The following is a 23,016-nucleotide window of genomic DNA, read 5'->3' as shown; positions in this document are numbered from 1 at the left end:
TGACGATCCGTCAGAGACGGTACCCGGAGAGGCAGTCGGCGAGAGGCAGTCGGCCATGACCGAGCTCGTGGAACACGGACAGCTGTTCATAGGCGGGGAGTTGACCGACCCCCTCGGCAAGGACGTCATCGAGGTCATCTCCCCGCACACCGAAGAGGTCTTCGGCCGTGTGCCGCACGCCTCGACGGCCGACGTCGACCGGGCCGTCGCCGTCGCGCGCACCGCCTTCGACGAGGGGCCCTGGCCGCGGATGACCCTCGACGAGCGGATCGCCGTCGTCACCCGCATCAAGGACGGGATCGCCGCACGGTACGAGGAGATAGGCCGCGTCATCTCCTCCGAGAACGGCTCCCCGTACTCCTGGAGCGTCCTCGCCCAGGCCCTCGGCGCGATGATGGTGTGGGACGCGGCGATCACGGTCGCCCGCGACTTCACGTACGAGGAGTCGCGCGACGGAGTCCTCGGCCGCATCCTCGTCCGGCGCGAACCGGTGGGCGTCGTCGCCGCCGTGGTCCCCTGGAACGTCCCGCAGTTCACCGCGGCGGCCAAGCTCGCGCCCGCGCTGCTCGCGGGCTGCACGGTGATCCTGAAGCCGTCGCCCGAGTCGCCCCTCGACTCGTACATCCTCGGGGAGATAACGAGGGAGGCCGGACTGCCGCCCGGCGTCCTCTCCATCCTCCCGGCCGACCGTGAGGTCAGCGAGTACCTCGTCGGACACCCCGGCATCGACAAGGTCTCCTTCACCGGCTCGGTCGCCGCGGGCAGGCGGGTGATGGAGGTCGCCGCCCGTCATCTCACCCGCGTGACGCTGGAGTTGGGCGGGAAGTCGGCCGCCGTCGTCCTGCCCGACGCCGACCTCGACACCGCAGTCCCCGGCATCGCCTCCGCCGCCTGGATGAACAACGGGCAGGCGTGCGTGGCCCAGACCCGCATCCTGCTCCCACGCTCCCGCTACGACGAGTTCGCGGACGCCTTCACCGAAGCCGCTGGCGCGCTGGTGGTCGGCGACCCGCTCGACCCGGCTACCCAGGTCGGCCCGCTGGTCGCGAAGCGGCAGCAGCAGCGCAACCTCGACTACATCCGCATCGGCCAGGAGGAGGGCGCGAAGATCCTCACCGGTGGCGGACGCCCGGCCGGCCTCGACCGCGGCTGGTACGTCGAACCGACCCTCTTCGGGGACGTGGACAACTCGATGCGCATCGCCCGCGAGGAGATCTTCGGCCCGGTCATCTGCCTGATCCCGTACGGCGACGAGTCCGAGGCGGTGAAGATCGCGAACGACTCCGACTACGGGCTCTCCGGCAGCGTGTGGACGGCCGACGTCGCGCGCGGCATCGACGTCGCGCGCCAGGTCCGTACCGGTACGTACTCGGTGAACACCTTCAGCCTCGACATGCTCGGCCCGTTCGGCGGTTACAAGAACTCGGGGCTGGGGCGGGAGTTCGGGCCCGAGGGGTTCGGCGAGTACCTGGAGCACAAGATGATCCACCTCCCGGCCGGCTGGGAGGGGTAGGGGCCATGGGCGACCGCTGGCACGTGGAGGTCGACCGCTCGCTGTGCATCGGCTCGGCCCAGTGCGTCCACCGGGCCCCGGACGGTTTCCGCCTCGACACCGGGATGCAGTCCCACCCGGTCGAACCGGACACGGACGCGAACGAGACGGTGTTGGCGGCGGCGGAGAACTGTCCGGTGGAGGCGATCATGATCACGCTGCTGGGGGGTGGGGAGCCGGTGTTTCCGCCGGAGGAGTGAGGGGGTGGGGGCGGGTTGTTCAGCGCGTCCGGTGTCTGAGGGCGAGGTTGGTACAGCCCGGCTCTTGTTTCCCACCCACCCGCCCGTCTCGGTCCGTTTGCCGGGAACCCTCGAACCACCTCGGTGCGGCCCGGCTCCGATCGGCGACGCCGGTGCCGCACAGGCCTTGTCTCCCACCCACCAGGCTCCACCGCTCCTGCGGCGAGGGCGGCCCAGACAGCGCCGGGCGGCACCATCCAGCCCGTCCGGCGTTTGAGGACGAGCGCGTTCAGCGCGAAGGGGGGTCTGGGGGCGCAGCCCCCAGTGGGGGTCCCCCCTCTGGGGGAGGGATGGGACGGGTAGGGGCGGCGGGGGCGAGAACCCTCGCCCCCGGCCGGTCAGCCGGCGGAGCCGCCCTCCCCGGAGGGATCCGTCAGGTCGATCAACCGGCACACCGTCTCGATGTCGATCTTCACCTGGGCGATCGAGGCACGGCCCGACAGCCAGGTGATCAGCGCCGAGTGCCAGGTGTGCTCGATGACACGGACCGCCGAGAGCTGCTCGGGCGTCGGGTGCCCCTGCCCCGGGTCGCCCAGACCCATCGAGTCCAGGATGATCGCCGTCGTCTGACGGGACACCTGGTCGACCTCCGGCGAAACGCTGCGGTCCGCGAACGTCAGCGCCCGCACCATCGCGTCCGCCAGATGCGGCTCACGCTGAAGGGCGCGGAAGGCGCGCATCAGGGTCTCCGCCACCCGCTCCGCGGCCGTCTCGCCCGTCGGCGGCTTCTTGCGCAGCGTGCCGTGCATGTGTTCCAACTGGTCCTGCATGGTGGCGACCAGCAGATGAACCTTGGACGGGAAGTACCGGTAGAGCGTGCCGAGCGCGACCTGAGAGGACTCCGCGACCTCCCGCATCTGCACCGCGTCGAAACCGCCCCGGCTCGCCAACTGGGCGCTCGCGTGCAGGATCCGCCGCCGCCGGGCCTCCTGCCGCTCGGTGAGCGGAGCGGACGGCGGCAGCGCGGCCGGCAGCGAACCGGAACCGGACGTGACCCCGGAACCGGACACAGCCCCGGGCCTGGACGCAGAACCGGATGTCGAACCGGACGGCGAACTCGGTCGCGCCGTGTGTGCTTCCACCTTCGCGTCGGCAGGCATGGGTCCCGTTCCGTGACAGTCGGTGATCGCGAGATGATCGGACGGCGATCATGCGGCGATCGGGCAGTCGTATGTCAGCAAACAGTCAGCATGGCACGTCGGAGTCTTGCGGCCGCCGTGGCGCGAATCACCTGATCCACCGCTCACAGCCGAGGTACCTGCCGGTAGATTCGGAGCCTCCTGAACGATCAAGTCTGAAACTTGTTCTAGATTAGCGTCCCGTCGTAGTCTCGCGGGAAACCGTGGGGAGAAGGGGGCCAGGAGTGACGGCCGAGGCCAGCGAGGCAGGCCCTCCGGGGGATCCTGCAGCGGACGGCGAACGACCGCTCAACATCGCACTTCTGACCTATAAGGGGAACCCGTTCTGCGGCGGTCAGGGCGTCTACGTACGCCATCTGTCGCGCGAACTCGCCCGGCTCGGTCACCGCGTCGAGGTCATCGGCTCCCAGCCGTACCCCGTGCTGGACGTACTCGACGGCCGCGCCGGCCGTGACGGGGCCGAAGCCGGTTCCGCCTCCGGTCCCGACCCCGTCCTCACCGAGCTGCCCAGCCTCGACCTGTACCGGCAGCCGGACCCCTTCCGCACTCCGGCGCGCGACGAGTACCGCGACTGGATCGACGCGCTCGAAGTCGCCACCATGTGGACCGGCGGCTTCCCCGAACCACTCACCTTCTCCCTCCGTGCCCGCCGCCAACTCCGGTCCCGCAGCGGAGAGTTCGACGTCGTGCACGACAACCAGACACTCGGGTACGGCCTGTTGGGTGACATCGGCGCCCCGCTCGTCACCACCATCCACCACCCCATCACCGTGGACCGGCAGTTGGAGCTGGACGCGGCCGACGACATGCGCCGCCGGATGTCCGTACGGCGCTGGTACGGCTTCACCCGCATGCAGAAGCGCGTGGCACGCCGTCTGCCGTCGGTGCTCACCGTCTCGGGTACGTCGCGCCAGGAGATCGTCGACCATCTCGGCGTACGGGACGAGCGCATCCACGTCGTGCACATCGGCGCGGACACCGACCTCTTCTCGCCCGACCCGGCGGTCCGTCAGGTACCGGGCCGCATCGTGACCACGTCCAGCGCGGACGTTCCCCTCAAGGGGCTGGTGTTCCTCGTCGAGGCGCTGGCGAAGGTACGTACGGAACACCCCGGCGCCCACCTCGTGGTCGTCGGCAAGCGCGCCGAGGACGGACCCGTCGCCCAGGCCATCGAGCGGTACGGCCTCGAAGGCGCCGTCGAGTTCGTGAAGGGCATCTCGGACGCGGAACTCGTCGACCTGGTGCGCTCGGCGGAGATCGCCTGCGTACCGTCCCTGTACGAGGGCTTCTCCCTGCCGGCGGCCGAGGCGATGGCCACCGGTACGCCCCTGGTCGCCACCACCGGCGGAGCGATCCCGGAGGTGGCCGGCCCCGACGGCGAAACCTGTCTGGCGGTCCCACCGGGCGACCCGGGAGCGCTGGCCACCGCCCTGGCCACCCTCCTCGCCGACCCGGAGCTGAGGGCGCGCCTGGGCCGGGCCGGCCGCGAGCGCGTACTGACCCGTTTCACCTGGGCCCGGGCCGCGGAGGGCACGGCAGCCCACTACCGCGAGGCGATCGCCCGTTCGGCGCCCGCACGCAAGTCCGTGCCGACGCACACCCCCAACGTGACCCCCGACCGCGAAAGCAGGACTTCGTGCTGACCGTCGACTTCACCCGGTTCCCGCTCGCCCCGGGCGACCGCGTACTGGACCTCGGCTGCGGAGCCGGCCGGCACGCGTTCGAGTGCTACCGGCGCGGCGCCCAGGTCGTGGCGCTCGACCAGAACGGTGAGGAGATCCGCGAGGTCGCCAAGTGGTTCGCCGCGATGAAGGAGGCGGGCGAGGCACCCGCGGGGGCGACCGCGACGGCCATGGAGGGCAACGCCCTGGCGCTGCCGTTCCCCGACGAGTCCTTCGACGTCGTGATCATCTCCGAGGTCATGGAGCACATCCCGGACGACAAGGGCGTACTCGCGGAGATGGTCCGGGTGTTGAAGCCCGGCGGCCGGATCGCGATCACCGTGCCGCGCTACGGGCCCGAGAAGGTCTGCTGGTCCCTCTCCGACGCCTATCACGAGGTCGAGGGCGGCCACATCCGCATCTACAAGGCGGACGAGCTGCTCGCGAAGATCAGCGAGGCGGGACTGAACCCCTACGGCACGCACCACGCCCACGCCCTGCACTCCCCGTACTGGTGGCTGAAGTGCGCGTTCGGCGTGGACAACGACAAGGTGCTGCCGGTCCGCGCATACCACAAGCTGCTGGTCTGGGACATCATGAAGAAGCCGCTGGTCACCCGGGTCGCCGAGCAGGCGCTGAACCCGCTGATCGGCAAGAGCTTCGTCGCCTACGCGACCAAGCCGCACCTCCCGATCCTTTCCAAGTCCGAAGCCGAGGTGGCCGCGAAGTGACGACCCCCCGGACAGAACACCTCGTCCTGCCCGGGGTCCTCACCGCCGAGGAGGCCGCCCTCACCGTCCGTGGGATCCTCGCGGAGCAGCGGGAGGACGGGGCCATTCCGTGGTTCCGGGGACACCATCTCGATCCCTGGGACCACACCGAGGCAGCGATGGCCCTGGACGCGGCAGGCGAGCACGAGGCCGCCGAGCGGGCGTACCTGTGGCTGGCCGCCCACCAGGTCCAGGACGGCTCCTGGTACGCCGCGTACGCCGACGGGGACGCGGACGCCGTCACCGACCGGGGCCGGGAGACCAACTTCGCCGCCTACATAGCCGTCGGTGTCTGGCATCACTACCTCTCCACCGGCGACGACGCCTTCCTGGACCGGATGTGGCCGACCGTTTTCGCGGCTGTCGAGTTCGTCCTCCAGTTGCAGCAGCCCGGCGGTGAGATCGGGTGGAAGCGCGAGGACGACGGCACGGACGTCAAGGACGGTCTGCTGACCGGCAGTTCGTCCGTCCACCATGCGCTGCGCTGCGCGCTCGCCATCGCCGAGGAACGCGAAGAGCCGCAGCCCGACTGGGAGTTGGCGGTGGGCGCGCTGCGGCACGCGATCCGCCGGCACCCCGAGCGGTTCCTCGACAAGGGCCGATACTCGATGGACTGGTACTACCCGGTCCTGGGCGGCGCGTTGACGGGCGCGGAGGCCAAGTCCCGTATCGAGGAGGGCTGGGAGCGCTTCGTCGTCCCCGGGCTCGGGGTGCGCTGTGTCGTGCCCAACCCGTGGGTGACGGGCGGTGAGTCGGCCGAACTCGCCCTGGCGCTCTGGGTGGTGGGCGAGTCCGACCGGGCCCTGGAGATCCTCCAGTCCATCCAGCATCTGCGCGACGCGGACAGCGGCCTCTACTGGACGGGGTACGTGTTCGACGCGAAGGCGATCTGGCCGCGCGAACTCACCACCTGGACGGCGGGTTCACTGCTCCTCGCGGTCGCCGCACTCGGCGGCCACGAGGCGACCTGCACGGTGTTCGGCGGCGAGCTGCTGCCGACGGGGCTGGACCCCGACTGCTGCCAGTAGCCGGGGGTGTCGAGGGCCTGCCGCCCGCCGGTGCTCAGTGACGGTTGACGCGGTTGGCGATCGCGTGGCCCACGAACAGGTAGACGATGGCGGCCAGTCCGTACCCGGCGACGACCCGCGCCCACTGCTCGTCGAACGTGAACAGATCGCGCGACCAGCCCGCCAGCCAGGAGGCCGCGTCATGGACGACCTGCACGAAGTCGTTCGCGCGGTTGGCGTCCAGCAGATACATCAGGATCCAGAGGCCGAGGATGACGGCCATGATGTCGGCGACGATCGCGATGACCGTCCCGGCCTGGTTGTTACCACGGCGATATGCTGAGGACATGCCCTTCGGGTTGCCCCGAAACCCCGGTTGAAACCAACTGACCTGCCGTCGGCCCCACGTGGCCTGCCGTCAGGAGTTGAGTTCGGCGAGCACGCGCAGGGTGTGCGGGTCGGGGGAGAGGACGAGCAGGTCCGTCACCGGCCCCTTGCGCCACAACTCCAGCCGCTCCGCGATGCGTTCACGCGGTCCGACGAGTGAGATCTCGTCGGCGAAGGCGTCCGGCACGGCGAGCACGGCCTCCTCGCGCCGACCGGCCAGGAAGAGCTCCTGGATCCGTCGGGCCTCCTCCTCGTACCCCATGCGTGCCATCAGATCGGCGTGGAAGTTGCGGGCCGCGTGCCCCATCCCGCCGATGTAGAAGCCGAGCATCGTCTTGACGGGCAGCAGCCCTTCGGAGACGTCGGCGCAGACGCGGGCCTGCGCCATGGGCGCGACCAGGAACCCTTCCCTGGCCCCCCTCAGTGGCTCCTCGTACGCCTCGGCCCGCAGCGGGGACCAGTACAGGGGCAGCCAGCCGTCGGCGATACGGGCCGTCTGGGCGATGTTCTTCGGCCCCTCCGCACCGAGCAGGACGGGGAGTTCGGCGCGCAGGGGATGGGTGATCGACTTCAGCGGCTTGCCGATTCCCGTACCGTCCGGCCCGGCGTACGGCAGCGGGTGGAAGCGCCCATCCAGCTCAACGGGGGCCTCGCGCCTGAGGACCTGGCGTACGACGTCCACGTACTCCCGGGTCGCGGTGAGCGGCGACTTCGGGAACGGGCGCCCGTACCAGCCCTCGACGACCTGCGGGCCGGACAGCCCGAGCCCGAGCATGACACGTCCGCCGGAGAGATGGTCGAGGGTGAGGGCGTGCATCGCGGTGGTCGTCGGCGAGCGGGCCGCCATCTGGGCAACCGCCGTACCCAGCTTGATCCTTGAGGTCTGTGCCGCGATCCAGGTCAGCGGGGTGAACGCGTCCGAGCCCCAGGACTCGGCGGTCCACACGGAGTCGTAGCCGAGCCGTTCGGCCTCCTGGGCGAGCGGTACGTGGTGCGGGGAGGGGCCACGACCCCAGTAGCCGAGCGCGAGACCGAGCCGCATACCTGCCTCCTGACGGTCCGTCAGATGTAGAGCGCCGGCCGCGACTGTACGACAACGGCCCCTCGCCCGGAAGGGCAAGGGGCCGCAGCACGGGTATCCCGCAGACGGTGTTATCCGCGCTGGATGCCGGAGGTGTCCTGGAGGATGCCCCGGCGGCCGTCCTGCGTCTGGGCGATGAGACCCTGGCCGCGCTGCTCGACGGCCAGGTACCAGGTACCGGGGGCCAGTTCGGCGATCGGCGTCGGGGAACCGTCCTCCGCGAACAGTGGACGCGGCACCGGTACGGCGAACCAGAACGGGGAGAAGTCCGGGGCCGGCGGCTGCGTCTGCTGCGGCTGACCCGCGCCGGCGCCGAAGGGCTGACCGGTCTGCGGCTGGCCGCCGTACGGCTGCTGCTGAGCGTCGGCGCCCGGGTAGCCGTAGCTGCCCTGGGGCTGGCCACCGGGGTAGGGCTGACCGCCTCCGCCGTACGGCTGCGGGGCGGGCGGCTTGGGAGCGCCGACCAGGGCGACCTTGAGGGCCGGGACCAGTGGGGTGGCGACCGCGGCGGCGGCCATCAGGACCGTGGCGACCAGGGAGAGGATCAGGCCGGTGCCGGCGTCCGGCCCCGAACTGGCGCTCTCGCCGACGTTGTTGGCACCGCCCGCCGGGTCGAAGACGTTGCCCAGCGCGCTCCAGGCGGCGAAGACGGTGAAGGCGACACCGAACTGGCCGAGCTCGATGCCCGCGACCTTGGGCACCTGCGGCAGACCGTGCGACACCACGACGAGCGCGGCACCGATGAGGCCCGCGAGGACGACGCCCAGCAGGACCGGTCCACTGGCCCAGGCGCTCGGCATGTCGAGGCCCGTGGCGCCGTCGACGGAGTAGATGTCGAGGAACGACGCGATGAACAGCAACACCGCTGCTCCGATCACCACGCCGTCGCCTCGAGTGAGGGAGCGGATATTCACTTCAGGTCCTCAGGTCCTTCGTAGGTCGTGTCGTCGTCGTCATTCGGTCGGTCGGCCGTCCGAATTCGGTCGGCCGTCAATCGATCGTGCGTAGGGGCACGACATTATCGTCCGCCCGAGCGGACTGTCCGCCGGGATGCACACGTTGATCACGACCCGCGCAGAAAACTCACGATTCCCTCGGAGATCCCCTGTGCGGCCTCCTGGCGCCAAGTCCCGCTGGTCAGAAGGGCGGCGTCCTTGCTGTCGCGCATGTTGCCGCACTCGATGAACACCTTCGGAACCGTTGACAGATTGAGACCGCCGAGGTCCGTGCGGGTGTCCAGGCCGGTACCGCCACCGATGTAGTTGGAGGGCGCGGAGCCCGTCGCGCTGATGAATCCGGCTTTGATGTCCTCGCCGAGCAGCCGGGAGGAGGCGACGATCGGCCGGGTGTCCGCGGCCCCTTCGTGCACCGACCCCGGCAGGATCACATGGAACCCGCGGTTGCCCTGAGTGCTCCCGTCGGCATGGATGGAGACGACGGCGTCGGCGTGCGCGGCGTTCCCGATCCGGGCGCGCTCGTCGACGCAGGGCCCGAAGGCGTAGTCGGAGCGGTCGCCGTCCTGCGTGAACTTCACGGTGGCGCCCTGCTGTTCGAGGACCGTCCGCAGCCGCCGCGCGACATCGAGGGTGAACTCGGCCTCCGTGTAACCGCTGTTGGTGGCGGTACCGGTGGTGTCGCACTCCTTCGAGTTCGTACCGATGTTCACCTTGCGGGCGATCTCCGCCGGGTGCTTGAAGTTCCCGGGATTGTGTCCGGGGTCGATGACGACGACCTTGCCCGCCAGGGGAGTCGCGGGTTGGCCGGGCGTGGCCAGGGCCGGCGGTTCGATCGGCGACAAGGGCGTATAGCCGCCGGACTCGAGCTGCCTCGTGCGATCACCTCCGTCGTCGGCGACGGCCCCCCAGACGAACCACCCGCCGGTCCCGCCCAGCACCAGCACGGCGAGGGCGACGGCCAGCGGACGGCGCAGAGAGGAACGAGGGGGCTGGGGCGGCTCGAAGCCGGGGCCTGCGTAGGACACGACAGCGACTCTAACCGGGGCCTCAGACTCCGGCTCCCGTTCGCCGCAGGACGCGCAGCGAGTCGGTCGCGGAGATCTCGGTGAAGGCGCCGGAGGCGAGGGCGCGGAGGTAGACGCGGTAGGGCGCCTGGCCGGTGAACTCGTCCTCGGGGTCGGGGAAGACGTCGTGGATGAGGAGGAGGCCGCCCTCGGCGACGTGCGGGGCCCAGCCCTCGTAGTCGGCGGTGGCGTGCTCGTCGGTGTGCCCGCCGTCGATGAAGACGAGCCCGAGCGGCGAGTTCCAGATCCGCGCCACCTGCGGCGAACGCCCGACGACCGCGATCACGTGGTCCTCCAGCCCGGAGGTGTTCAGGGTGCGCCGGAAGAGCGGAAGGGTGTCCATGACACCGAGTTCCGGGTCGACGGTCTCCGGGTCGTGGTAGTCCCACCCCGGCTGCTGCTCCTCGCTGCCCCGGTGATGATCGACGGTGACCGCGATGACCCCGGCCGCGCGGGCCGCGTCGGCGAGCAGGATCGTGGAACGCCCGCAGTACGTACCGACCTCCAGCAACGGCAGCCCGAGCGCTCCCGCCTCCACGGCGGCCCCGTACAGCGCGAGTCCCTCACCGGCGGGCATGAACCCCTTGGCAGCCTCGAAAGCGGCCAGAATCTCGGGCTTGGGCGCTGCCACGGTCATGGGGTCCTACCTTTCGGTCGTACGAGCGTGCGGGAGCCTCATGCTGCCGTACAACCCGGGTGACCGGACGACGGGGGGTGAGTGCACAGGGGCGCGGGGAACTGCGCGACCGGCCACGGCGGGCCCGCAGCCCAAAACGCACCCGCACCCGCCCCCGGCGAGCGCAGCGCCTACGCGCTGACAGTCTCCCCAGGCAGGGACAGGTCGACATCGACCGTCCCGCCGACACCCGCATGGGTCGCGGACGACGCAAGCGGCCCATGGCCGGAGGCCCGCGCGGCCAGGACATACGCACCCTGCGCCGGGACAGCAAGCGCGTAGCTGCCGTCATCCCCCGACAAGGTGGCGCCCGCCTGACGCCCCCGCCGGTCGATCAACGTGACCTTGGCACGGGCGACCGGACTGCCATCCGCACCCAGCACCCGCCCACGGAACCCGGAGTCGAGCGCGGCGACCTCTTCGCTGCTCGCGCGCAGCTGCGGCTTGTTCGCCGGGCGCCGCCCCGGCAGGAACAGGGCGAGCAGCAGCCCGACCACGACCGCGCCCGTGGCGATCAGGAAGGAGACCCGGAACCCGTGCATCGTGGGGATCGCGACGCCGCCCACATGGTCCGCGGTGTTGGCGAGCACCATGCCGACGACGGCGCTCGACACGGACGTACCGATGGACCGCATGAGGGTGTTGAGGCCGTTGGCCGCGCCGGTCTCGGAGGCCGGGACCGCGCCGACGATCAGGGCGGGGAGCGAGGAGTAGGCGAGCCCGATGCCCGCGCCCAGGACGACAGCGATGACCAGGGACTGCCACGCGGCGCTCATCAGGCCGAGGCCGGCGCCGTAGCCGATCGCGATGATCAGCAGACCGAGGATCAGGGTGACCTTGGGGCCGTACTTGGCGGAGAGACGGGCGTAGACGGGGGCCGTGAACATCATCGTCAGGCCGAGCGGCGCCACGATCAGGCCTGCCATGACCATGGACTGGCCGAGGCCGTAGCCGGTGGAGGTGGGCAGCTGGAGGAGCTGGGGCAGGACGAGCGAGACGACGTAGAAGGAGACGCCGACCATGATCGAGGCGAGGTTGGTGAAGAGGACGGCGGGCCGGGCGGTGGTGCGCAGGTCCACCAGCGGGGCCTTCAGACGCAGCTCCAGCACGCCCCACAGGACGAGTACGACGGCGGACGCGCCGAACAGGCCGAGCGTGGTGGCGGAGGTCCAGCCCCAGTCGCTGCCCTTGGTGATCGGGAGGAGGAAGAGGACGAGGCCGACGGAGAGTCCGATGGCCCCGAGTACGTCGAAGGTGCCCTCGGCGCGCATGTCGGACTCGGGTACGACGAGCAGGGTGAGGGCGATGGCGAGGGCGCCGAGGCCGGCGGCGCCGTAGAAGAGGGCGTGCCAGTCGGAGTGCTGGGCGATCAACGCGGCGAGCGGGAGGGCGAGGCCGCCGCCGACGCCGATGGAGGAGCTCATCAGGGCCATCGCCGAGGGGAGCTTCTCGCGGGGCAGCATGTCGCGCATCAGGCCGATGCCGAGGGGGATGGCACCCATGGCGAAGCCCTGGAGCGTACGGCCCGCGATCATGGTCAGCAGGTCGCTGGTGAGCGCGCTGACGAGGGCGCCGACGACCATCACGGAGAGGCTGGTGATCAGCATGCGCCGCTTGCCGTACAGGTCGCCGAGCCGCCCCATGATCGGCGTGGCCACGGCTCCGGAGAGAAGCGTCGAGGTCAGCACCCAGGTGGCGTTGCTGGGCGAGGTGCTCAGCAGCTGGGGGAGGTCCTTGATGACGGGGACGAGCAGGGTCTGCATGACCGCGACAACGATGCCCGCGAAGGCGAGCACCGGGACTATGGCCCCGCCCGTTCTGCCGGTTCCACCGGTGTCTCCGGTGGTCCGGTCGGTCGTCGTGTGCGTCATGGGGTGGGGCCTCCAGGCGGGTCCGGGCAGGGGTACGTGTGAGATGAACCTGTGTGCCTGGGCAACTATTCCGATGTTTTGGCGTACTAACTGATCCTTGACCTGCTGATGGGAATCTGATCTGCCGTCACGACTGCCCTCCTGTCCGGGTGCGGAAAATGTTCTGGGACCGGGGCAACGGTTCGGGCGGCTCATGGACTCCTTTGAACATCTAGGAGGTGCTCATGGGGGAACGGGATCGGAAGACGGCTCGGGACGAGGAGTTCCAGAGCTTCGTCGTCGGCCGCTGGCCACGGCTGCTGCGTACGGCGTTTCTGCTCACGGGGGAGCAGCACGCGGCGGAGGACCTGGTCCAGTCGACGCTGGAACAGGTCTATGTGGCCTGGCGGAGAGTCGGTTCGGCCGATGACCCGGATGCGTATGTGCGGCGCATGATGATCAACGCGCACGCCCGCAAGCACCGCAGGCGGCTCAAGGAGTTCCTGGCGCCGAGGGACGACGAGGGGCCGGCGCGCGAGCTGCCCGACACCGGCGACCACATCGCCAGGGCCGACGACCGCGGGGCGCTGCTCAAGGCGCTGGCCCAGTTGCCGCCCCGGCAGCGGGAAGCGGTGGTGCTGCGGTACTGGGAGGACCTGACCGAGACGCAGGCCGCACAGGCGATGGGCTGCTCGGTGGGCGCGGTGAAGAGCAGCGCGGCCAGGGGGATCGCGAAACTCCGCGCCATACCGGGCCTGGTGGAGACGGTGACACACGGAGGGCGGAAGTGATGAGCGTGGACCGGGAGACGAACCAGAACATGGCATATGGGGAAACCGCACACGCGGACATCACCTTTCTGCTGGCCGGCGCGGCGGACGAGGTCGAGATCGGCATAGCCCCCTACCAGGCGGTGGTCCGCGGCGGCCGACGCCGCAGGGCCCGGCGCTGGGCGGTGGCGTCGGCGGCGGCCCTGGTGATCGCCGGGTCGACGGGGACGATGGCGCTGGCGGGGATCGGCGGGGGCGGCGGCGACAAGGTGACCCATGTGGCGGTCGGGCCCTCGACCGCAGCTCAGCGGCACGTGTACGTGCCTCAGCGGACCACGATCGCGAAGGGTGAGGTCCGAGAGGTGGAGTGGTGGGTCAGCGTCGGCATCTGGGGAGCGCCGCGGAACGAGGCGGAGGCGGTGCGCCAGTTCAAAGCCATGACCGAGCTCGGAGTGAAGCCGCCGGACGCGAAGATCCCCAAGGACCTGGTAGGGAAAGGCTCGTTCTTCGTCAGTCACGTCGCCGGCGATACGCGGACAACGGTCATGCTGGGTCGGTTCGACAAGACCGACGCGATGGCCGGTACGGATCTTGAATCGGTCACGATCCCCTTGGTGCCGGAGGCCTCCGGCCGGCCAGGCGCCCCGAACGGCCTGGTGATCGGCAAGGTGGCCTCAACGGCCCGGGAAGTCACCTGCACTGGGGACGACGGCACGACAAGGGTCATCCGCAGGTACCTGGTGAGTTTCGAGCGGACTTTCCACGAGCCGGTGTTCAGGAAGGTGAAGGGGTCACAGGCGGCTTGGTTCGTGTGCGTGGCGGCGGATGGGACGGCGAAGGGATTCAAGTCGGTGAAGGTCACCAGGTGAGGCCGTTCAGCGTGTCTGGGCCCTGTCGGGGCGCCTCTGGGGCACGGGTGTGTTCGGAGACGGAGCCCCGAGGACGGGACGGGTAGGGGCGGCGGGGGCGAGAACCACCGGACCGGACGCCTACAGCCACCCCTGCTGCCGTGCCTCCCTCACCGCCTCCATCCGATTGCGGGTCCCCGTCTTCCCGATGGCCGCCGACAGATAGTTGCGGACCGTCGACTCGGAGAGATGCAGCTTGCCGGCGACATCGGAGACCGTCGCCCCGTCCGCCGAAGCGTTCAGCACCTCGCACTCCCGCGCCGTCAGCGGATTGGGCCCGGCGCTGAGCGCAGCCGCGGCAAGTGCCGGGTCGATGACCGTCTCCCCGGTCAGCACCCGGCGGATCGCCGCCGCCAACTCCTCCACGGGCCCGTCCTTGACGAGGAAACCGGCGGCCCCCGCCTCCATGGCGCGGCGCAGATAACCGGGGCGCCCGAAGGTGGTCAGGATCAGCACCCGGCAGTCCGGGGCCTCGTCGCGGAGCTGAGCGGCGGCGTCCAGCCCGCTCATGCCGGGCAGCTCGATGTCGAGGAGCGCCACGTCCGGCCGGCGCAGCAGCACCGCGTCGACGATGGCGTCACCGGTCGCGACCTGGGCGACGACCTCGATGTCCGGCTCCATCCCGAGCAACAGGGCGAGAGCGCCCCGCATCATCTGCTGGTCCTCGGCGAGGAGGACCCTGATGGACTTCGAGGGACGGTGATCCCGGGGCATCTCGTTCACGGGGTAAGGGTAGGGCGGATACCGGGATCGACCTGGGAAGAAGAGGCCGGAGATGTGGAGGCCGGAGAGGCGGAGGGAAGCGATGTGGAGGCCGGGGAAGCGATGGGAGGCGTTTCGGTCGCCAGGTCGGGCAGTTCGGCCGTCACCAGGAACCCGCCCCGGGGCATCGGGCCCGCCGACAGTGAGCCTCCTGCTGCCGCGAGGCGCTCCGTCAGCCCCTTGAGTCCCGTGCCGCCGATACCTGGCTGCGCCGGCCCCGCGGGCGGCGTCACACCGGTCCCGTTGTCCGCGACTGTCAGCCGCACCCGTTCCCTCGCGCCCTCCAGCCCCGAACCTTCCACCGTGATCTCGCAGCGGGTGGCTCCGCTGTGCCTGAGGACGTTCGTGACCGCCTCCCGTACCACCCACCCCAGCAGCGCCTCCGTCGGCGACGGCAGGGGCGGGCCCGAGCGGTGGATCACCGGGGTGACGGCCGCCGCCGTCAGGACGGAGTCCGCCCGGTCCAGTTCCGTGGCCAGGCTGCCCTGCCGGTAGCCGGTCACCGCCTCGCGGATCTCCGTCAGGGCCTGGCGGCCCACCGACTCGATGTCCGTGATCTGGAGCAGGGCCGCGTCCATGTTCCGGGGCGCCAGCCGCCGGGCCGCCTCCGACTTCACCACGATCACCGACAGGGTGTGGCCCAGCAGGTCGTGCAGGTCGCGGGAGAACCGCAGCCGTTCCTCCTCGACCGCGCGGCGCGCCAACTCCTCACGCGCCGCCCGCAGTTCACGTACGGCCTCGGTCAGGGACAGGATCGCCGCCGTCACCATGGTGGACAGGAACGTCCCGTACGCCACGTTCAGCGCGTCCCAGCCCTCCCGGACCGAGGAGACCGTCGCCGCGAGGGCGGTGAGCGCGAGTCCGGTGCGGCCCAGCCACGGGCCCCGCATCACCGCGCCCGTGGCCAGCCCGAGCAGCGGGAAGAAGTACAGCCAGCTGCCTCCGTAGACGATCGCCAGCGCGCAGGTCACCGCGCCCATGACGACGAGCGCCACCCGCGTCGACCTGGCGTCCCGCGTCGTCTTCGCGAAGGCGCGGAACGTGACGTAGATGTAGAGGGAGTTGAAGGTGAGCAGGCCCATCGCGCCGATCCAGGGCAGCGGGGTCCGGCCCTGGAGGAGGTTGGAGAAGGAGCCCATGCCCATCAGCAGCCAGGGCAGCAGGGCGAATCCGGTGGGCGGCGGGCCCGGGTCCTCCGGCATCCGTTCGCCCGACTTCCGCGCGGCCCGCCGAGCGGCCTTGTACCGCGCCATGTCCGACCGCCAGCGCGCCCGCTCGGCCCGCCACTCGCTCACCTGGCAGGCGGCCTCTCGCATCCAGAACATGGACGACAGCGTACGAAGCGAGGATCGCGCCGGGCAGATGCCGATGTACGGACTCCGGCAGGACAAATGTCCCGGTGCGGCGTGCCTGTCGGCCCGGGACCACACAGCTGACGCATCGTCAGGAGTATTCACAACTCAGGACCGCTCGGCTATACAACAGGGGGCGCCGGACTGGAACGCGTTCTAGGTCGGCCCGTATCGACCTCGGTGCGGCCGACGGTGCGGACGACCGTACCGAGGTCTCAGTACAGCTGGTTGTCAGTTCCCCGAGTCGGCCATTCGGTTGTCCGCTCGGTTGCCCGTCGAGTCGATCAGGAGCCCCATGCCCATTGACGCCGCCAAGGCCGTCGCCGCCGAACCCCGGTCCGCAGAGATCGCCTGGGGTCGCAAGGACGTCCAGCTCTACCACCTCGGTATCGGCGCCGGCGTCCCCGCGACCGACCCCGGTGAGCTGCGCTACACCCTCGAATCCCGGCTGCATGTCCTGCCCAGCTTCGCCACCGTCGCCGGCAACGACTCCCCGGATGTGATCAGCGGCCTCTCCATGCCGGGCGTCGACGTCGACCTCGCGCATGTCCTGCACGGCGGCCAGAGCATCGAAGTGCACCGCCCGATCCCGGTCGAAGGGAAGGCGCGCGCCACCGGGAGCATCGCCGCCGTGTACGACAAGGGCAGCGCGGCGATCCTCGTCATGCGCACCGAAGTCGCCGACGCCGAGGGGCCGTTGTGGACGAGCGACGCGCAGATCTTCGTACGGGGAGAGGGCGGCTGGGGAGGCGACCGAGGGCCTTCGAACCGGCTCCCGGCGCCCGACACCGAGCCCACCAAGGTCGTCGAGCGGACCGTCCGGGAGGACCAGGCGCTGCTCTACCGGCTCTCCGGCGACTGGAACCCGCTGCACGCCGACCCCGACTTCGCCGCCCGCGCCGGGTTCGAGCGGCCCATCCTGCACGGGCTGTGCACCTACGGCATGACGCTCAAGGCGGTCGTCGACACGGTGCTCGGCGGGGACGTCGGCCGGGTCCGCGCCTACCGCACCCGCTTCGCCGGGGTCGTGTTCCCCGGGGAGACCCTCCGCATCCGGATGTGGACACACGAACCGGATCGCGTCCAGGTGTCGGTCACCGCCGTCGAGCGGGAGGACGCGCCCGTACTGGCCGACACGGTCGTCGAACACGCATGACCTCACTCACGTATTCGCACATCTCCGCACACACCTGTACATCGCTGTAGGTCCCCGAAGGGAGCCGCACCAATGCGCGCAGCCGTACTGCACGAGATCGGGCAGGACAAGCTCGACGTCCTGGACGACGTCGAGGCCGTGGGTTTCGGCCCTGGCAAGGTGAGGGTCCGGATACGGGCCACCGGGCTGTGCCACTCGGACCTCTCCGCGATGAGCGGTGTACTGCCGCAGCCGGCGCCCTTCGTCCCCGGCCACGAAGGCGCCGGCGAGATCCTCGAAGTCGGGGAGGGCGTAAGCCACTTGAAGGCCGGTGACCGGGTCGTCGTCTGCTGGCTGCCCGCCTGCGGCGCGTGTCCGGCGTGCAAGCGCGGCCAGACCGAGCTGTGTCTCGCCGGGTTCATGAACGCGGGCACCCCCAACTTCCGGCGCCCCGGCGGCGACATCTTCGGCATGGCAGGCACCGGCACCTTCGCCGAGGAGGTCGTCCTCGACGCCGGCTGTGCCGTGCCCATCCCCGACGACGTACCCTTCGACATCGCCGCCCTCATCGGCTGCGGGGTGACCACCGGACTCGGCGCGGCCATCAACACCGCTGATGTGCAAGCCGGTTCGTCGGTCGCCGTCATCGGCTGCGGAGGCGTCGGCATCTCCGCGATCCAGGGCGCGCGGCTCCAGGGCGCCGCCGAGATCGTCGCCGTCGATCCGGTGCTCTCGCGCCGGGAGTCCGCGCTCAAGTTCGGTGCCACGAAGGCCGTTTCACCGGAAGAGCTGGCCGACGCCAAGCAACAGCTCACCGGCGGCGAGGGGTTCGACTACGTCTTCGAGGTCGTCGGCCGCTCCACCACCGCCCGCACCGCCTACGACACCACCCGACGCGGCGGCACCATGGTCGTCGTCGGCGCGGGCGCCATGGACGACAACCTCCAACTCAACATGTTCGAGCTGTTCTTCGACGAGAAGCGCATCCTGCCGTCCATGTACGGCGGCGGCGACGTCCTGCGGTCCTACGAGCGCACGATCGCCCTCTGGCGCGCCGGACGCGTCGACCTCGCGGGCCTCATCACCCACCGCGTACCGCTCGCCGGCATCAACGAGGCCCTCGACCAGATGCGCACGGGAACCGCGCTGCGTACCTGCATCGAGATCTGAAGGACGCCGATGTCACCACAGCCACAGCCACAGCCCCAGCCACTGTCGCAGCCGCTTGAGGGACTTGCCGCGATCGTGACGGGCGCGGGGCGCGGTCTCGGCCGGGTCGAGGCGCTGGAACTGGCCCGGCTCGGCGCGGCCGTCGTCGTCAACGACTACGGGCAGCCCGGCCGGGACGGCTCCGGCGAGGCGTCCGCCACCCCAGCCGAGGAGGTCGCCGCCGAGATCCGCGCGGCGGGCGGTACGGCGACCGCCCACACCGGAGACGTCGCCGATCACCAACAGGCGCGTGAACTGGTCGAGTTGGCGATCGCCGAGTTCGGCAAGCTGGACATCCTCGTCAACAACGCGGGCATCCTGCGCGACCGTATGGTCTTCTCCATGTCGGAGGGGGAGTGGGACGCCGTCATACGGGTCCACCTCAAGGGGCACTTCAACACGACCCACTTCGCCGCCGCGCACTGGCGGCAGCGCGCGAAGGCGACCGGCGCACCGGTGTACGGGCGGATCGTGAACACGTCCTCGGAGGCGTTTCTCGCCGGTTCGGCGGGACAGCCCAACTACGCCGCCGCGAAAGGCGGAATCGTCGGGCTGACCACCTCCACGGCCCTCGCCCTCGCCAAGTACGGCGTGACGGCGAACGCCATCTGCCCACGCGCCCGGACACGTATGACCGAGGACGTCTTCCAGGGCTTCGAGCAGCCCGACGCCGGCCTCGATCCTCTCGCTCCCGAGCATGTCGCTCCGCTCGTCGGCTACCTGGCCTCCCCGGCCGCCGAACACGTCAACGGACAGCTGCTCGTCGTCCACGGCGGGATGGTCGCCGTCGTCGAACGCCCGCGGGTGGCCGCCAAGTTCGACAGCAAGCAGGACACCTTCACCTACGACGAACTGGACGCTCTCCTCACCCCGCACTACGCGCAGCGACCCGCCGGGGAGACGTTCGCGGCGGCGGAGGTACTCGGTCTCAAGCGCGGCTGACACCGCGTAGAAGAAGCGGAAAAAAGCAGCCCCGCCCGTAACAGACCGGGCGGGGCCGTGAGTTGCTCGATGTGCCGTCAGGCCCTGTTCTCGGCCTGCTCGGACGGCTTGCGGTGACGGCCGTTCGGGGTCGTCTCGTCGTTGTGGACCGAGACCGGACCCCGGTGTTTGCCGTAGCCGTTGCGGTGGCTCGTGGCCTCATGGGCATCGGCGGACAGCGGCTGCATGGTGCTTGCGTCGTTCATCGGAAAGTGTTCACCCCGTCAACATGATCCTTCTAACAGCCGGATGATCTTAACCAGCGCGACTCGGGGTGACACGAGCCGCACACGCCGACCGGAACTAGTTCGTTACAAGCTTCGTCACTTCGTTACCGGGCTTCCCGGCCTTCGTCACGAGCCGCCCCAGCGGAGCCTGCTGCAACGGCACCGGCCGAGCCACCACGACGGGCGCGGGACCGACCGGTTCCGGGCCCACGGCAGCCCCCGCCCCGAACGCCGACGCCGACGACGAGGGTGACGACGACGGCGACTGCGACTCCGCCGACGTCATGCACGCCGCGGCCCCTGCAGCCCCTCCGTACCCTCCGTATCCTTCGGATCTTTCGTCCCCTTCGAGTCTCTCGGCCCGCACCCGAGCCACCCCGCACGGCGTCTCCCCTGTCACGTACGGCAGTTGAAGCTCCCCGTCCCTGCTCCACAGGCCGGCCCCCGACAACCACCCCTCCGGCGCCGGAAGATGCCGCACCTGTCGCTCCGAGGGCCGCCACACCCCCACCCAACTCCCCGCCGAACCGTCCACCCGCAACGCCACCCCGCAGCTCTCCGGCGTCAGCACCTGCCCCGGCTGGATCGCGAACGGCGCGAGAGCGCACCCGTCGACGCGCAGGCACTCCGGGAAGCGCACCGGCAGGGTGCTGCCGAGCACCCCCCAGCCCAACCGTTCCTGCCCGCCGGGCGAGGGCGCGTCCGAACCGATCAGCAGCAGTCCGCTGTCCGCGTCCGCGAGCAGCAGCCGGTCGTTGCTCTCCGCCGAGATCTGGAGCAGCTCGGACACCTCTCCGTCGCGCTCCAGATCGACCACGATCGCCTTGGTGCGCCCCCCGACCTCCCGGTCCAGGGCGAGCAGCCGCCCCGTGCGGTCCAGCCAGACCCCGCCCGAACAGCGGCCGGGAACCTCCGTGACGTACTCGGGCCCGAAGGCGCCGCCCGCCACCAGCCACACCGTCGTGGAACGCCGGCCCACGGCGAGGGCGTACGCGCGGTCGCCGCCCGGAGCCGGGGGCAGCAGCCGCAGCGGGGTGCCGGGGTCGGGGCACTCGACCGCGCCGAGCGGGAGTTCGCCGGTGCCTGGGCCCGTCGGATAGAGGAGTGCGAAGGTGTGCCGGCCGTCGACCGGACGGTGGATGAGGACCCGCCCGTCGCCCATCGGCAGCACCTGTGTGCCGGGCTCCTCCGGCTGGTTGCCGGGCAGCGGCACGGCATACGGCTCGGGCCCGTCGAGCGTCCAGCGCTCCGGGAACCAGGAGTCGCCACTGCGCGCGAGCCGGGCCGCGTAGGCACCGTCCGCAGTGATCGCCAACTCTGCCCTCGGGGAAGACCCGTCCTCCGCCATGGGTTCGATCGCTTCGATCGCACAGGCCGTCATCGATCGGTCACCTCCGGCGACGAAACTAGTTTTCGCACGTACAGACGGGGGACCGGGCTGCGGTCATTTCACACATAAGGGTGGCCCAGTAACGATTCGCCTGAGGAAACGGTGGCGCGTGTGCTGACCGGGACCGAGGGCGGCGGTGGGTACGGCGGTGAGGGGGGAGAGGCGAGAAGGGAGGTGGGGGCGGCAGTGGGGCGGACGCACCGGTTCAGCCGTACGGAACAGCCAGGTAGCCTTGCGCTCGTGCCCCGTCTGTCTGAAGTAATCGCCGCGCTGGACGCCCTCTGGCCCCCCGAGCGGGCCGAGAGCTGGGACGCGGTCGGCACGGTCGCGGGCGACCCCGACCAGGAGGTGTCCCGGGTCCTGTTCGCCGTGGACCCCGTCCAGGACATCGTCGACGAGGCCGTGAAGCTGGGCGCCGACCTGCTGGTCACCCACCACCCGCTCTATCTGCGCGGTACGACCACGGTCGCGGCGGACACCTTCAAGGGCCGGGTCGTGCACACCCTCATCAAGCACGACATCGCTCTCCATGTCGCCCACACCAACGCCGACCGCGCCGACCCGGGAGTCAGCGACGCCCTCGCCGGCGCCCTCGACCTGCGGATCGTGCGACCGCTCGTACCGGACCCCACCGACCCCGCCGGCCGGCGCGGTCTCGGCCGGGTCTGCGAGCTGGACCATCCGCTGACCGTCCGCGAGTTCGCCGCCCGAGCCGCCGAACGGCTGCCCGCGACCGCGCAGGGCATCCGGGTCGCAGGCGACCCCGAGGCCCTCGTCCGCACGGTCGCCGTCAGCGGCGGCTCCGGCGACAGCCTCTTCGACGACGTACGCGCGGCCGGTGTCGACGCCTTCCTCACCGCGGACCTCCGCCACCACCCGGCGTCGGAGTTCATCGCGGACCGCGCCCACAGTGCCACCCATGGCACTGGAACCGGCACCCACAACCCCCTCGCGCTGCTCGACGCGGCGCACTGGGCCACCGAGTGGCCCTGGTGCGAGCTGGCCGCAGCCCAGCTCGACGAGATCTCCGACCGGAACGGATGGGGCCTTCGGGTCCACGTCTCCGCCACGGTCACCGACCCCTGGACCGCCCACGCGGCGTCCACCACCACCTCTGAAGCACTGGGAGCCCCCAACTGAACGCCGCGCCCGACGACCAGATCCGACTTCTCGACGTCCAGGCCCTCGACGTACGCCTCCAGCAGCTCGCGCACAAGCGCAAGTCGCTGCCCGAGCACGCCGAGATCGAGTCGCTGACCAAGGACCTCACGCAGCTGCGCGACCTGCTGGTGGCCGCGACGACCGAGGAGAGCGACTGCGCCCGTGAGCAGACCAAGGCCGAGCAGGACGTGGACCAGGTGCGTCAGCGCGCCACCCGCGACCAGCAGCGCCTGGACTCCGGTGCCGTCAGCTCCTCCAAGGACCTGGAGAACCTCCAGCGCGAGATCGTCTCCCTCGCCAAGCGGCAGGGCGACCTGGAGGACATCGTCCTGGAGGTCATGGAGCGCCGTGAGTCCGCGCAGGAGCGGGTCGCCGAGCTGACCGAGCGGGTCGGCGCCTTCCAGGGCAAGATCGACGACGCGACCGCCCGGCGCGAGGCGGCGTACGAGTCCCTCGCCGGCGAGATCGGCACGGCGACGAAGGAGCGCGAGGTCATCGCGGGTTCGGTGCCCGACGATCTCCTCAAGCTGTACGACAAGCTGCGCCAGCAGCAGGGCGGAGTCGGCGCCGCCCGTCTCTTCCAGCGCCGCTGCGAGGGCTGCCGCCTGGAGCTGAACATCACCGAGGTCAACGAGGTGAAGGCCGCCCCCCGCGACGCCGTCCTGCGCTGCGAGAACTGCCGCCGCATCCTGGTGCGCACGTCGGAGTCGGGTCTGTAACCCCCCAAATAGAACCAACA

At 70.6% G+C, this 23,016-nt stretch carries 23 protein-coding genes; 12 read left to right on the top strand and 11 right to left on the bottom strand.

Annotated elements, in window-relative coordinates; translation table 11 throughout:
- Nucleotides 1–55 precede the first annotated feature (55 nt).
- A complete protein-coding gene (locus OHN74_RS11770; protein WP_327694510.1) occupies nucleotides 56–1,513 on the top strand; it encodes an aldehyde dehydrogenase in 1,458 nt (485 codons plus the stop codon).
- A gap of 5 nt (nucleotides 1,514–1,518) precedes the next feature.
- A complete protein-coding gene (locus tag OHN74_RS11765; RefSeq protein WP_327694509.1) occupies nucleotides 1,519–1,752 on the top strand; it encodes a ferredoxin in 234 nt (77 codons plus the stop codon).
- 377 nt (nucleotides 1,753–2,129) lie between these two features.
- On the opposite strand, the gene OHN74_RS11760 is transcribed toward OHN74_RS11765, so the two are convergent.
- The gene (locus OHN74_RS11760; RefSeq protein ID WP_443060374.1) at nucleotides 2,130–2,891 is read right to left on the bottom strand and encodes a TetR family transcriptional regulator; all 762 of its coding nucleotides are present in this window, start codon (nucleotides 2,889–2,891) and stop codon (nucleotides 2,130–2,132) included.
- Nucleotides 2,892–3,154: 263 nt separating this feature from the next.
- On the opposite strand from OHN74_RS11760, the gene OHN74_RS11755 reads away from it, so the two are divergent.
- Genes OHN74_RS11755 through OHN74_RS11745 form a run of 3 tightly spaced genes read left to right on the top strand, consistent with a single transcriptional unit; the run spans nucleotide 3,155 to nucleotide 6,389 of the window.
- The gene (locus tag OHN74_RS11755; RefSeq protein ID WP_327694508.1) at nucleotides 3,155–4,573 is read left to right on the top strand and encodes a glycosyltransferase family 4 protein; all 1,419 of its coding nucleotides are present in this window, start codon (nucleotides 3,155–3,157) and stop codon (nucleotides 4,571–4,573) included.
- On the top strand, nucleotides 4,567–5,322 hold the full coding sequence (locus OHN74_RS11750; protein WP_327694507.1) for a class I SAM-dependent methyltransferase: 756 nt from the start codon (nucleotides 4,567–4,569) through the stop codon (nucleotides 5,320–5,322). Before OHN74_RS11755 ends, OHN74_RS11750 begins: the two co-directional genes overlap by 7 nt.
- On the top strand, nucleotides 5,319–6,389 hold the full coding sequence (locus tag OHN74_RS11745; protein WP_327694506.1) for a prenyltransferase: 1,071 nt from the start codon (nucleotides 5,319–5,321) through the stop codon (nucleotides 6,387–6,389). The genes OHN74_RS11750 and OHN74_RS11745 overlap by 4 nt, the downstream gene beginning before the upstream one ends.
- Nucleotides 6,390–6,423: 34 nt before the next feature.
- Here the strand turns inward: OHN74_RS11745 and OHN74_RS11740 are convergent, their stop codons facing one another.
- The 6 genes from OHN74_RS11740 to OHN74_RS11715 all read right to left on the bottom strand — a co-directional run bounded on the left by OHN74_RS11740 (nucleotide 6,424) and on the right by OHN74_RS11715 (nucleotide 12,403).
- Nucleotides 6,424–6,717, bottom strand: a complete 294-nt coding sequence (locus OHN74_RS11740) for a hypothetical protein (protein ID WP_327694505.1) — start codon at nucleotides 6,715–6,717, stop codon at nucleotides 6,424–6,426.
- 69 nt (nucleotides 6,718–6,786) lie between these two features.
- Nucleotides 6,787–7,797 carry an LLM class F420-dependent oxidoreductase gene (locus OHN74_RS11735; protein WP_327694504.1) on the bottom strand — a complete coding sequence of 337 codons (1,011 nt, stop codon included), beginning with the start codon at nucleotides 7,795–7,797 and terminating at the stop codon, nucleotides 6,787–6,789.
- A 110-nt stretch (nucleotides 7,798–7,907) separates the two neighbouring features.
- Nucleotides 7,908–8,750, bottom strand: coding sequence for a hypothetical protein (locus OHN74_RS11730; RefSeq protein ID WP_327694503.1), 843 nt, complete (start codon nucleotides 8,748–8,750; stop codon nucleotides 7,908–7,910).
- A gap of 149 nt (nucleotides 8,751–8,899) precedes the next feature.
- A complete protein-coding gene (locus OHN74_RS11725) occupies nucleotides 8,900–9,817 on the bottom strand; it encodes an N-acetylmuramoyl-L-alanine amidase (RefSeq protein WP_327694502.1) in 918 nt (305 codons plus the stop codon).
- A 22-nt stretch (nucleotides 9,818–9,839) separates the two neighbouring features.
- Nucleotides 9,840–10,493, bottom strand: a complete 654-nt coding sequence (locus OHN74_RS11720; protein ID WP_327694501.1) for a class I SAM-dependent methyltransferase — start codon at nucleotides 10,491–10,493, stop codon at nucleotides 9,840–9,842.
- A 170-nt stretch (nucleotides 10,494–10,663) separates the two neighbouring features.
- Complete coding sequence (locus tag OHN74_RS11715) at nucleotides 10,664–12,403, bottom strand: MFS transporter (RefSeq protein ID WP_327694500.1); 1,740 nt, start codon at nucleotides 12,401–12,403, stop codon at nucleotides 10,664–10,666.
- Between the two features lie 224 nt (nucleotides 12,404–12,627).
- Between OHN74_RS11715 and OHN74_RS11710 the strand changes: the two genes are divergently transcribed.
- Nucleotides 12,628–13,173, top strand: coding sequence for a SigE family RNA polymerase sigma factor (locus tag OHN74_RS11710; RefSeq protein WP_327694499.1), 546 nt, complete (start codon nucleotides 12,628–12,630; stop codon nucleotides 13,171–13,173).
- Nucleotides 13,174–13,202: 29 nt separating this feature from the next.
- Complete coding sequence (locus OHN74_RS11705; protein WP_327694498.1) at nucleotides 13,203–14,021, top strand: hypothetical protein; 819 nt, start codon at nucleotides 13,203–13,205, stop codon at nucleotides 14,019–14,021.
- Between the two features lie 120 nt (nucleotides 14,022–14,141).
- Here OHN74_RS11705 and OHN74_RS11700 read toward each other — a convergent pair whose 3' ends face one another.
- Nucleotides 14,142–14,774 (bottom strand): response regulator transcription factor, encoded by a 633-nt coding sequence (locus OHN74_RS11700; protein WP_327700078.1) that lies wholly within the window; start codon nucleotides 14,772–14,774, stop codon nucleotides 14,142–14,144.
- A gap of 5 nt (nucleotides 14,775–14,779) precedes the next feature.
- A complete protein-coding gene (locus tag OHN74_RS11695; RefSeq protein ID WP_327694497.1) occupies nucleotides 14,780–16,147 on the bottom strand; it encodes a sensor histidine kinase in 1,368 nt (455 codons plus the stop codon).
- Between the two features lie 322 nt (nucleotides 16,148–16,469).
- On the opposite strand from OHN74_RS11695, the gene OHN74_RS11690 reads away from it, so the two are divergent.
- From OHN74_RS11690 to OHN74_RS11680, 3 genes are all read left to right on the top strand, one after another.
- The gene (locus tag OHN74_RS11690; protein ID WP_327694496.1) at nucleotides 16,470–17,330 is read left to right on the top strand and encodes a MaoC/PaaZ C-terminal domain-containing protein; all 861 of its coding nucleotides are present in this window, start codon (nucleotides 16,470–16,472) and stop codon (nucleotides 17,328–17,330) included.
- A gap of 72 nt (nucleotides 17,331–17,402) precedes the next feature.
- Complete coding sequence (locus OHN74_RS11685) at nucleotides 17,403–18,479, top strand: Zn-dependent alcohol dehydrogenase (RefSeq protein WP_327694495.1); 1,077 nt, start codon at nucleotides 17,403–17,405, stop codon at nucleotides 18,477–18,479.
- Nucleotides 18,480–18,521: 42 nt separating this feature from the next.
- Nucleotides 18,522–19,460: a 3-oxoacyl-ACP reductase gene (locus OHN74_RS11680; RefSeq protein WP_327700077.1), complete on the top strand. Its 939-nt coding sequence runs from the start codon at nucleotides 18,522–18,524 to the stop codon at nucleotides 19,458–19,460.
- 77 nt (nucleotides 19,461–19,537) lie between these two features.
- Here OHN74_RS11680 and OHN74_RS11675 read toward each other — a convergent pair whose 3' ends face one another.
- Together OHN74_RS11675 and OHN74_RS11670 are read right to left on the bottom strand one after the other, a co-directional pair.
- Nucleotides 19,538–19,705 (bottom strand): hypothetical protein, encoded by a 168-nt coding sequence (locus OHN74_RS11675; protein WP_327694494.1) that lies wholly within the window; start codon nucleotides 19,703–19,705, stop codon nucleotides 19,538–19,540.
- A 97-nt stretch (nucleotides 19,706–19,802) separates the two neighbouring features.
- Nucleotides 19,803–21,107 carry a hypothetical protein gene (locus OHN74_RS11670; protein ID WP_327694493.1) on the bottom strand — a complete coding sequence of 435 codons (1,305 nt, stop codon included), beginning with the start codon at nucleotides 21,105–21,107 and terminating at the stop codon, nucleotides 19,803–19,805.
- Between the two features lie 249 nt (nucleotides 21,108–21,356).
- On the opposite strand from OHN74_RS11670, the gene OHN74_RS11665 reads away from it, so the two are divergent.
- Both OHN74_RS11665 and OHN74_RS11660 read left to right on the top strand, forming a co-directional pair.
- Nucleotides 21,357–22,256 carry a Nif3-like dinuclear metal center hexameric protein gene (locus OHN74_RS11665; protein ID WP_327694492.1) on the top strand — a complete coding sequence of 300 codons (900 nt, stop codon included), beginning with the start codon at nucleotides 21,357–21,359 and terminating at the stop codon, nucleotides 22,254–22,256.
- Entirely contained in the window at nucleotides 22,253–22,996 is a 744-nt protein-coding gene (locus OHN74_RS11660) for a zinc ribbon domain-containing protein (RefSeq protein ID WP_327700076.1), read from the top strand. Before OHN74_RS11665 ends, OHN74_RS11660 begins: the two co-directional genes overlap by 4 nt.
- Nucleotides 22,997–23,016: the final 20 nt, after the last annotated feature.

It is taken from the genome of Streptomyces sp. NBC_00459 (assembly GCF_036013955.1).
In the GTDB taxonomy this organism is placed as follows: Bacteria; Actinomycetota; Actinomycetes; order Streptomycetales; family Streptomycetaceae; genus Streptomyces.
This window is presented reverse-complemented; position numbering and strand designations above follow the sequence as displayed.

Excerpts from the sequence above, each read along its gene's own strand:
- OHN74_RS11765 (WP_327694509.1), top strand. The coding sequence starts at position 1,519 with ATGGGCGACCGCTGGCACGTGGAGGTCGACCGCTCGCTGTGCATCGGC.
- OHN74_RS11735 (WP_327694504.1), bottom strand. The coding sequence starts at position 7,797 with ATGCGGCTCGGTCTCGCGCTCGGCTACTGGGGTCGTGGCCCCTCCCCG.
- OHN74_RS11740 (WP_327694505.1), bottom strand. The coding sequence starts at position 6,717 with ATGTCCTCAGCATATCGCCGTGGTAACAACCAGGCCGGGACGGTCATC.
- OHN74_RS11705 (WP_327694498.1), top strand. The coding sequence starts at position 13,203 with ATGGCATATGGGGAAACCGCACACGCGGACATCACCTTTCTGCTGGCC.
- OHN74_RS11710 (WP_327694499.1), top strand. The coding sequence starts at position 12,628 with ATGGGGGAACGGGATCGGAAGACGGCTCGGGACGAGGAGTTCCAGAGC.
- OHN74_RS11770 (WP_327694510.1), top strand. The coding sequence starts at position 56 with ATGACCGAGCTCGTGGAACACGGACAGCTGTTCATAGGCGGGGAGTTG.
- OHN74_RS11675 (WP_327694494.1), bottom strand. The coding sequence starts at position 19,705 with ATGAACGACGCAAGCACCATGCAGCCGCTGTCCGCCGATGCCCATGAG.
- OHN74_RS11760 (WP_443060374.1), bottom strand. The coding sequence starts at position 2,891 with ATGCCTGCCGACGCGAAGGTGGAAGCACACACGGCGCGACCGAGTTCG.
- OHN74_RS11715 (WP_327694500.1), bottom strand. The coding sequence starts at position 12,403 with ATGACGCACACGACGACCGACCGGACCACCGGAGACACCGGTGGAACC.
- OHN74_RS11690 (WP_327694496.1), top strand. The coding sequence starts at position 16,470 with ATGCCCATTGACGCCGCCAAGGCCGTCGCCGCCGAACCCCGGTCCGCA.
- OHN74_RS11670 (WP_327694493.1), bottom strand. The coding sequence starts at position 21,107 with ATGACGGCCTGTGCGATCGAAGCGATCGAACCCATGGCGGAGGACGGG.
- OHN74_RS11720 (WP_327694501.1), bottom strand. The coding sequence starts at position 10,493 with ATGACCGTGGCAGCGCCCAAGCCCGAGATTCTGGCCGCTTTCGAGGCT.
- OHN74_RS11685 (WP_327694495.1), top strand. The coding sequence starts at position 17,403 with ATGCGCGCAGCCGTACTGCACGAGATCGGGCAGGACAAGCTCGACGTC.
- OHN74_RS11695 (WP_327694497.1), bottom strand. The coding sequence starts at position 16,147 with ATGTTCTGGATGCGAGAGGCCGCCTGCCAGGTGAGCGAGTGGCGGGCC.
- OHN74_RS11700 (WP_327700078.1), bottom strand. The coding sequence starts at position 14,774 with ATGCCCCGGGATCACCGTCCCTCGAAGTCCATCAGGGTCCTCCTCGCC.